This is a genomic window from Mycobacterium sp. (assembly GCF_035499775.1).
Taxonomy (GTDB): Bacteria; Actinomycetota; Actinomycetes; order Mycobacteriales; family Mycobacteriaceae; genus Mycobacterium.
Genome location: NZ_DATJYB010000493.1, coordinates 1 through 7,506 on the forward strand (window position 1 = coordinate 1; position 7,506 = coordinate 7,506).

The 7,506-nt window shown below is 61.3% G+C and carries 5 protein-coding genes, 1 pseudogene and 2 riboswitches; of the genes and pseudogenes, 2 read left to right on the forward strand and 4 right to left on the reverse strand.

Going from position 1 to position 7,506, the window contains the following annotated elements; translation table 11 throughout:
* A pseudogene (locus VML93_RS30260) lies at window positions 1–268 on the reverse strand (MFS transporter); the annotation flags it as partial.
* 896 nt (window positions 269–1,164) lie between these two features.
* Window positions 1,165–1,226, forward strand: a riboswitch (Fluoride riboswitch).
* Between the two features lie 218 nt (window positions 1,227–1,444).
* Between VML93_RS30260 and VML93_RS30265 the strand changes: the two are divergent.
* On the forward strand, window positions 1,445–1,933 hold the full coding sequence (locus tag VML93_RS30265) for an inorganic diphosphatase (protein WP_325616214.1): 489 nt from the start codon (window positions 1,445–1,447) through the stop codon (window positions 1,931–1,933).
* 112 nt (window positions 1,934–2,045) lie between these two features.
* Here VML93_RS30265 and VML93_RS30270 read toward each other — a convergent pair whose 3' ends face one another.
* Both VML93_RS30270 and VML93_RS30275 read right to left on the reverse strand, forming a co-directional pair.
* Complete coding sequence (locus VML93_RS30270) at window positions 2,046–3,209, reverse strand: PPE family protein (RefSeq protein WP_325616220.1); 1,164 nt, start codon at window positions 3,207–3,209, stop codon at window positions 2,046–2,048.
* A gap of 87 nt (window positions 3,210–3,296) precedes the next feature.
* Complete coding sequence (locus VML93_RS30275; protein ID WP_325616216.1) at window positions 3,297–4,511, reverse strand: PPE family protein; 1,215 nt, start codon at window positions 4,509–4,511, stop codon at window positions 3,297–3,299.
* A 1,001-nt stretch (window positions 4,512–5,512) separates the two neighbouring features.
* Between VML93_RS30275 and VML93_RS30280 the strand changes: the two genes are divergently transcribed.
* A complete protein-coding gene (locus VML93_RS30280; RefSeq protein WP_325616222.1) occupies window positions 5,513–6,592 on the forward strand; it encodes a DUF190 domain-containing protein in 1,080 nt (359 codons plus the stop codon).
* A 129-nt stretch (window positions 6,593–6,721) separates the two neighbouring features.
* Here VML93_RS30280 and VML93_RS30285 read toward each other — a convergent pair whose 3' ends face one another.
* A complete protein-coding gene (locus VML93_RS30285; RefSeq protein ID WP_325616218.1) occupies window positions 6,722–7,021 on the reverse strand; it encodes a PE family protein in 300 nt (99 codons plus the stop codon).
* Between the two features lie 252 nt (window positions 7,022–7,273).
* Window positions 7,274–7,335: riboswitch (Fluoride riboswitch) on the reverse strand.
* Window positions 7,336–7,506 lie beyond the last annotated feature (171 nt).

Consider the following 7,506-nt stretch of genomic DNA (forward strand, 5'->3'; position numbering starts at 1 on the left):
ACCAGTTGGCAGCCATCGAATAGGGGATGCGAGCAAGCGCCCCAACCAGGGCTGCGGTCGCATCCACCAACAGCTTGTCACCGGTCGAAAAACCGTAGATGGACTGTGGCATGAACAGCACCATCACCGACCACAGGTACCAAACCGAGAACGAGACATGCACATTCACGACCTGCCAGATCAGGTTGCGACGGGCGATGGCTTCGTTGCCACCAACCCAGGCCGTGAGATCCTCTGGATTCCAATCGGCGATGCGCATACGCACCATGCGGTTTACCTTTCACGGACCATGATGATGTTTTGCCGAGCACCCATAGAGAGAGATGTGTTGGGCTTGTTGAAAACCTGTTGGATGAGCTCTGCCGACCACGCCGCGCGCGCAGGAGTTCCGTTCGGTGCCAACCGTCTTCGTGCCATTGGCTGCCGGCGCCACGAATATGTGAGGCCTGACGCCACCGGCGGCGTTCATATCCGGTGGCCACGTCAGCGGGACTTGCCGGCGGCGGCCGGTGGTTCCCCGTTCGACATCGAGTGAATGGATCACGCACTTAGAGGAGGAATCTCGGGCACCACGACCCGAGCGGGCGGGTCGAGCATATGCCAGGACTGCCGGCGCGATCGGGGCGCGCCAACTGCGGAAATCAGTGATCTCATTCGCAGTCAGCAAACACACAACGGTCACGTACGGCCCTCCGCGTCACAGTCGGCTGCACAAGCGTGCAGCCGAGCACAAGTCTGCTCCGCAGGGACCGTTGGCCGTCGATGATATGACGTGCGGTTATGGCGAGCCCCACCGCCAGATGCGCCGAAGCAACGACGCAACCCTTAAAACATCCGTGATCGGATTACTTGACAGTAGCCCGGAACTATGGGCCCGGCAATGCAGATCCGTTGATCTACAGGAGATGTCCAGCTGTCCTCAAGGTGCGTCCAGCCGGATCCTCCCCCGAGTTCCGGACCGCGGCGGCGATGATTCGATCGTGGGGACAACGAGCAGGGCCGGCTCACGGCCCGTCCGGACCAAATGCCCGAGATGTTCTGCGGTGTCACTGTGTTTTCGTCCAGGCCAACGGGATTGGTAGCCGTATTCCAGTGCTCCGTGCTGGATGCAGATCTTCGGTGCGTCGGGCATGGTGCTTGACCAAACGGCACCACCGTTGATTAACTTGCGGCGGCGATGGAGCCCGCCTTGGACCGCCACTACGGCTGATGGCCCCTGCGAACAACGGAGTCGTAGGTGCAACATGCCCTTTTGGCTTACACCCGTCGTGATGTGGTGGGTTGGTGTCCGATCAGTTCACAATCTGTGGCTCGCCCGGGGTGACGAGCTGCAGCCTAATTCAGCTGTCTAACAGTTGATCTCAGCACCCGATCGTCCAGTAGGCGCTAAAAATCGTATTCGTCCAACGAATTCGAATTACTTACGAGATGAAGGAACCGCAATATGAAATTTGACGTGACCATCGAAATCCCCAAGGGACAGCGCAATAAGTACCAGAGCGACCATGAAACCGGGCGCATCCGACTAGACCGCTATCTGTACACCGCGATGGGATATCCCGCGGATTATGGCTTCATCGAAGACAGTCTCGGCGACGACGGTGACCCTCTCGACGCTCTCGTCCTGTTGCCCGAACCGGTATTTCCGGGTGTTCTGATTGCCTCGCGGCCGGTGGGCATGTTCCAGATGGTCGATGAGGCCGGTGGTGACAACAAGGTTTTGTGTGTCCCGGCCGGCGATTCACGGTGGGACCACATCACCGACGTCAGCGATGTGCCGTCCCATGTGCTAGGGCCCATCGAGCACTTCTTTGTGCACTACAAAGATTTGGAGCCTGGCAAGTTCGTCAAAGCGGCGGACTGGGCCGATCGGGAAACGGCAGAGGCTGAAGTGAAGCGATCCTTTGACCGGGCCCGTGCTCACCATCACTGACCGCCGGCCTGCGCGCACTTACCGTGCGGCCGAAATCAGAGCGTCGCCGTAATCGCCATTGGGCGAGGTCTTTCCGAGTCTTCGACAATTGGGCCTCGACCGGGCTGTACCGTTAGCCGCCGAAGACGGGACGGGGCATCTTGAAGATCCGCCGTCCGTTGCGCAATACCAAGTTGCCCGGTGGCCGGCGTTCCCTACCCGCTGTCGGTACTCCACCCAACGTGCTCGTCGTTGGGACTGCCTGTGCCGCGGGCACTACCCGAACGTCTTTTCCTGGCAATGGAAGTGACCCACCTGCGGGGCCGGTGACAGGATTCGGTGACACCCAGCTCGGTGGGACCGACAATTTTCCGACCGGCGCCGCGTTGCCCACGGTGGCAATGACCGGGCCGCGACCACCCACCGAACCCAGTGCGCCAGCCTCGGAAGCCGCTTTGGCCGCGGCCTTGGCCATCTGCCCGGCGGCCAAGTTCAATCCGGTCCCGAATTGTCCTGCCGAAAATGCCGAGTAGGTCGTCGACCAAAATGGCTGCGCCGGATAGACAACCAGCGTGTCGAAGTCTTTGAAGGCCGTCAGTATCGAGGAAAACGTCGACGCAGGAGAGGGGTTCGCGGTTGGAGCCGACGCGAGGATTTGCAGCTGTTGCGGCAGTGCAGACATCAGCTCCGACAAGACTGCTTGAGCTTGTCCCGTAGAAGTTGTCACGGATTGGGCCACAGCGGTTGCCTGGACTGACTGGCCGCCGAGATTGGTAGTCTGTGGCGCCGCAGTGAAAGGTGTGAGCGCGACCGCCGTCGAAGAGGACGCGGCATAGGTGTACATGGCCGCCGCATCCTGGGCCCACATCTCGGCGTAGGCGGCCTCGGTCGCCGCGATTGCCGGCGTGTTCTGCCCGAAGAAGTTGGTCGCCACGAGCACCACTAACTGGATCCGGTTGGCCGCAACCACAGGTGGGGGCACCGTTGCAGCGAAGGCGTTCTCGAACGCGGCGGCCGCCATCCGGGCCTGGCCGGCGGATTGCTCAGCCTGTTCCGCCATAGTCATGGCCCACTTCACATAGGGTGTGGCCGCGCTCGTCATTGCGACGGATGCACTTCCTGACCAGTTCTGGCCCGTCAGCTCCGAAAGCACCGCGGCGTAACCTACCGCGTACAACTCGAGTTGTGCGGCAAGTGCATCCCAGGCTGCCGCCGCGACCAGCATCGGCCCGGCGCCCGGACCGGAATACATTCTGGCCGAGTTGATCTCGGGCGGCAACGCCCCGAAATCAAGCACCGGCATTCCTTCCTCGTTGTCGGCTATCGCCGTCGCAAATACACAGTCAGGGCGGCCTGCTATGCGCCGCCGTCTTCGACTGTCGGGCTATCCGCCGAGGGAAGGTCGGGGCATCCTGAAGCGGCGAGGCCCGACTCGCAGCAGGTTGCTGACCGAGGGACGCGAATACAAGCCAGAGGTGGTTCCGGTGCCAGTCGGTGGCACTCCGTTCCACATATTCGTGGCCGGCACTTCGTGCCACGACGGGCCACCGTCAAGCTCAGCATCCTGCAACCACACCGCATCGGCGACTGAGCTGGCCGCTGGATTTGTCAACGACCAACTCTGGGGAGCGGACAATTTTCCCACCGTGACTGCGCTACCCGCACTGGCAACTACCGGACCACCCACCTCGGCGGAACTCGCCGCGGCATTGGCCGCCCCGGCAGCACCCGCGGATCCCTTGGCAGCTTGTGCGGCCTCCTGGAGGTTGGATCTGATAAGGCCGGTCTGAAAGCTCCCCGCGGACGTGAGTGTGCGGCTTATGCCGTCCCCGAGGTTGATTGGCGCGGTGAAGGTGTTGAAGTCACTGAACGCCGTCAGCAGCGGGGATGGCACCAATGACGCCAAACTGGTCGACAATGACGGGCTCGAGGATCCTGCGGTTCCCGATAGGGCTTGCAACTGTTGCGGGACGGCCGAAATCAGCTGGGCCAGCGTCGACTGTGATTGACCAGCCGTTGAACTGCCCGCCGCTTGGGCCATCGCCGCGAGTTGGGCGGATTCTCCGGCGGCGTTGACGGTTTGCGGCGGGGCGTCAAATTGCTTCAGCGAGGTCGCCACCGAAGACGATGCGGCATAGGTGTACATCGTCACGGCATCTTGGGCCCACATCTGCTCGTAGGCGGATTCGGTCTGCCCGATCAATGCGGCGTTTTGCCCGAGAATGTTGGTGGCGAGCAAGTTCGCCAGCAGGATGCGATTGGTTGCGACCATTGCCGGCGGAACGGTAGCGGCAAAAGCCGCTTCGTAGGCCGCCGCCGCCGCGCGAGCCTGTCCGGCTGCCCGTTCGGCGTCGGCGCTCGCGGACGCGGCCCACGCGATGTACGGCGCGGCTGCGCTGGCCATTGCTTGCGATGCGGATCCGGTCCAAGACTCACCCAGCAGTCCCGAAATCACTGACGCGTAGCCTCGCGAGACCGATTCCAAACCATTGGCGAGAATGTCCCATGCGGCCGCGGCGGCCATCATTGAACCCGAGCCCGAACCGGAATACATTCTGGCTGAATTGATCTCTGGTGGTAGCGCCCCATAGTCCAGCATCTTTTATTCCCCGCCGTTGTCAGGTACGACTTGTCGGATCGCGACAGCACGTGTGGCACGCGACTCGCTTGACTGGCTAACAAATTCGGATGTACAGCGATGACCACCGCTGTAGTGATGCTGAAGCATCCGCGCTTGGGCGGTCGGGCGTATGGCGCCGACAGGAACGTGCTCACCGTCAAATGAGGCGGCGCCTGGGCCCGAACCAACCTCGACCACCGGCGCTACCAGCTGCCGCGCACGCCGAAGGCGCTCAGGATGGGGACCAAAGTCTCTGGGTTGACAGCAAAAATGCCGAACGGCCACTCCATGTTCCTCCGCGTTACAGTCGACTGCACAAACCTGGCAATCGAATACTGATCTGTTTCGCAGGGACCGTTGGCCGTCGTCTTTCTGCAACGTGCAGTTGTGGCGAGCCCCACCGCCATTTCTACTTACCATTAGAGTCCAATTGTGTTGGTAACTACAATGTCAGCGGCGAACCCGACAGGAAGTTGCCAGCTGCTGTGATCTTTCTGTACAGCTGCCGGGGCTCGCGAGGGGAGCAGGCCGTCGCTCGACGGCAGCCTTGGTGATGCGCCACGACGCCGGTGCCACGTCGCCACCTAATCGGGCGTGAGCTCGGCATTGTTGATGCACAGCAGATTTTCAGTCGACTCGGCTGGCGCCCGCAGTTCGTCGTGTGGCTTTGTGGTGGGTGGGCTCAAACCTGATAGCCCGCCTTGCCAATCGCCCGAAACGTGCGATCAGGCAGTCAGAATCGAGGATTTGATTGCAGACAGCGACAAGAAGTGCACGGTCACTTACCTTCTCGTATATCACCACTAGTACCCAACGTTTGAACCGGCCGGACAGCGACGACTTCGCCGCGAATCGGTTCCGCGGGAACGTGTTGTGTGCGGCACACCAAACACGCGGGCGGCTTTGGTCGACGATCGCTGACGAGGTCCTTGCTTCAATCAGCTGCGAAAACTCTTGTTCGGCAGCGCCTAGACGCAGCCATGGATGACGACTGCGTGAAACTGAGCGTCTACGTCGCCGAGCGTCGGCGTACCGAGGGCGGCTTCGTCTCAGATGTATTGCTGAACCTATACGAACAGCATCGGATCGCGAGCAGCGTGGTGTTACGTGGAATCGGTGGGTACGGGACTGGCCGGCATCTCAGAACCGATGAATCGCTAACGTTGTCCGAAGACCCTCCTCTGGTGCTCGAAGCGGTCGACACCCGAGCAAAGATCGAGCCACTACTCGATCCAGTGCTGGGCATCAGACAACGAGGCTTGATCACCCTCGAGCGCGCTCGGTTGCTGCGCGGCGACATCGCGCAACTGGAACTGGCGCACGAATTGCACGAGGCCGTCAAACTGACCGTCTACGTTGGCCGTAAAGAGCGCGTCTATGGCGTGCCGGCGTTCATCGCGATTTGCGATCTGATGTATAGGCGCGGACTTGCCGGAGCATCAGTATTACTCGGCGTCGACGGCACCGTTCACGGATACCGACAACGCGCCAAGTTCTTCAGCGGCAATGCCGATGTCCCAATGGTGGTCATTGCGATCGGCTCCGGTGCGGTGATCGGCCGGGTGTTACCCGAACTCCGCGGGCTGCTCCGCCGGCCAATGATCACCCTCGAGCGAGTTCGCGTTTGCAAGCGTGACGGCCAACTGCTTGAACGCCCGGACGCCTTGCCGGGAAACGACGAAAATGGCTTGCCGTTGTTCCAAAAATTGATGGTCTACACCTCCGAATCAGCCCGCCGCAACCGTGTCCCGATTCACCGAGGCCTGATCCGTGAGCTGGGGAAACGCAAAGCGCCCGACGGTGCGACCGCGCTCCGCGGGATCTGGGGTTTTCAGGGCGATCACCAACCGCACGGGGACAGCGTCTTCTCACTAAGCCGTCGTGACCCGACACTCGTGGTCATCATCGATACCCCAGCCAACATCGCCGAATCCTTCGGTGTAGTTGATGAATTGACCAGAGACGGCGGACTGGTTACGAGCGAAATGGTCCCAGCTTTGGTGTCGGACGTCGCAGATGGCGGCAACTGCGGACCACCGATGGCAAACCACGACTACTAGCCGTGCGCTTGGCGTCTGCCGGTGGCCTGCGTGTCCCCGAATAGCGTTGCCATTTATCCCAGTTGAGAATCCGGGGCGGTTCCGCCCAGCGTGAATCAGCGCCGCGAGTCGGAGTATCGACTGCTTCTGTCAGGTGGCCGCAGCTGCGTTGGCCGCCTCAGTGACCGCGTAGGAATTCGCGCTGATGCCCAACGTGGCCACGAATTGCCGGTGAATCTCTGCGGCTTCGGCTGCCACCGCTTGAAATATCTGCGCATGCGCGGTGAATTGCGCAGCGGTCAAGGCGGAGACCTCGTCGGCCGCGGCCGGAGTCACCCCGGTCGTGGGAGCGCAGGCCGCAGCCGCCCCCGCATCCATCATCGAGCCGAGACCGGCGAGGTTGACCGCCGCCGCGGCCAGCGCCTCTGGTTGGGTAGTGACAAACGACATGACTCTCTCCCTCGGTTGCCGAGCTGGTGGAACCGCCTGCATGGTGATAGCGGAACCCGCCTGCGTGGTAATAAGTGGTGGCAACAAGAAGCACTCCGCAATAGAAGCGATGTGGCCCAACGGCATTCAACGTGACCAACCAAGACAGCCCGGTAGTCCGCGGCTGGCTGACACTATGGTTTGCATCGGACGCCGGATCACATGCCCGCCATGTCGTCATACCCCGCCCACTCTTCTACTGCGAGTTGTTTCGTGTGTGTAGAAGCCATCAGCCAGGTGCGACATTTGCGGCGAGCTTCATCGCCGATTTGCCAATGATACCCGATACTTACGCTGTTGCGCAAAGGTCTGGGCCCGTCACCACACCGCGAGATCCATCGCGTTTGGAACCAGGTCGCCTGCCTGTAGGACGGTAAGATGTTGTCGCAAAAGCGATTTCGCGACTCAGACTGTCGAAACTCTGCGGCCACCGGACGTCGCTAAAC

Coding starts and splice junctions, on each gene's coding strand:
- VML93_RS30265 (WP_325616214.1), top strand. CDS start 1,445: ATGAAATTTGACGTGACCATCGAAATCCCCAAGGGACAGCGCAATAAG.
- VML93_RS30275 (WP_325616216.1), bottom strand. CDS start 4,511: ATGCTGGACTATGGGGCGCTACCACCAGAGATCAATTCAGCCAGAATG.
- VML93_RS30280 (WP_325616222.1), top strand. CDS start 5,513: ATGGATGACGACTGCGTGAAACTGAGCGTCTACGTCGCCGAGCGTCGG.
- VML93_RS30285 (WP_325616218.1), bottom strand. CDS start 7,021: ATGTCGTTTGTCACTACCCAACCAGAGGCGCTGGCCGCGGCGGCGGTC.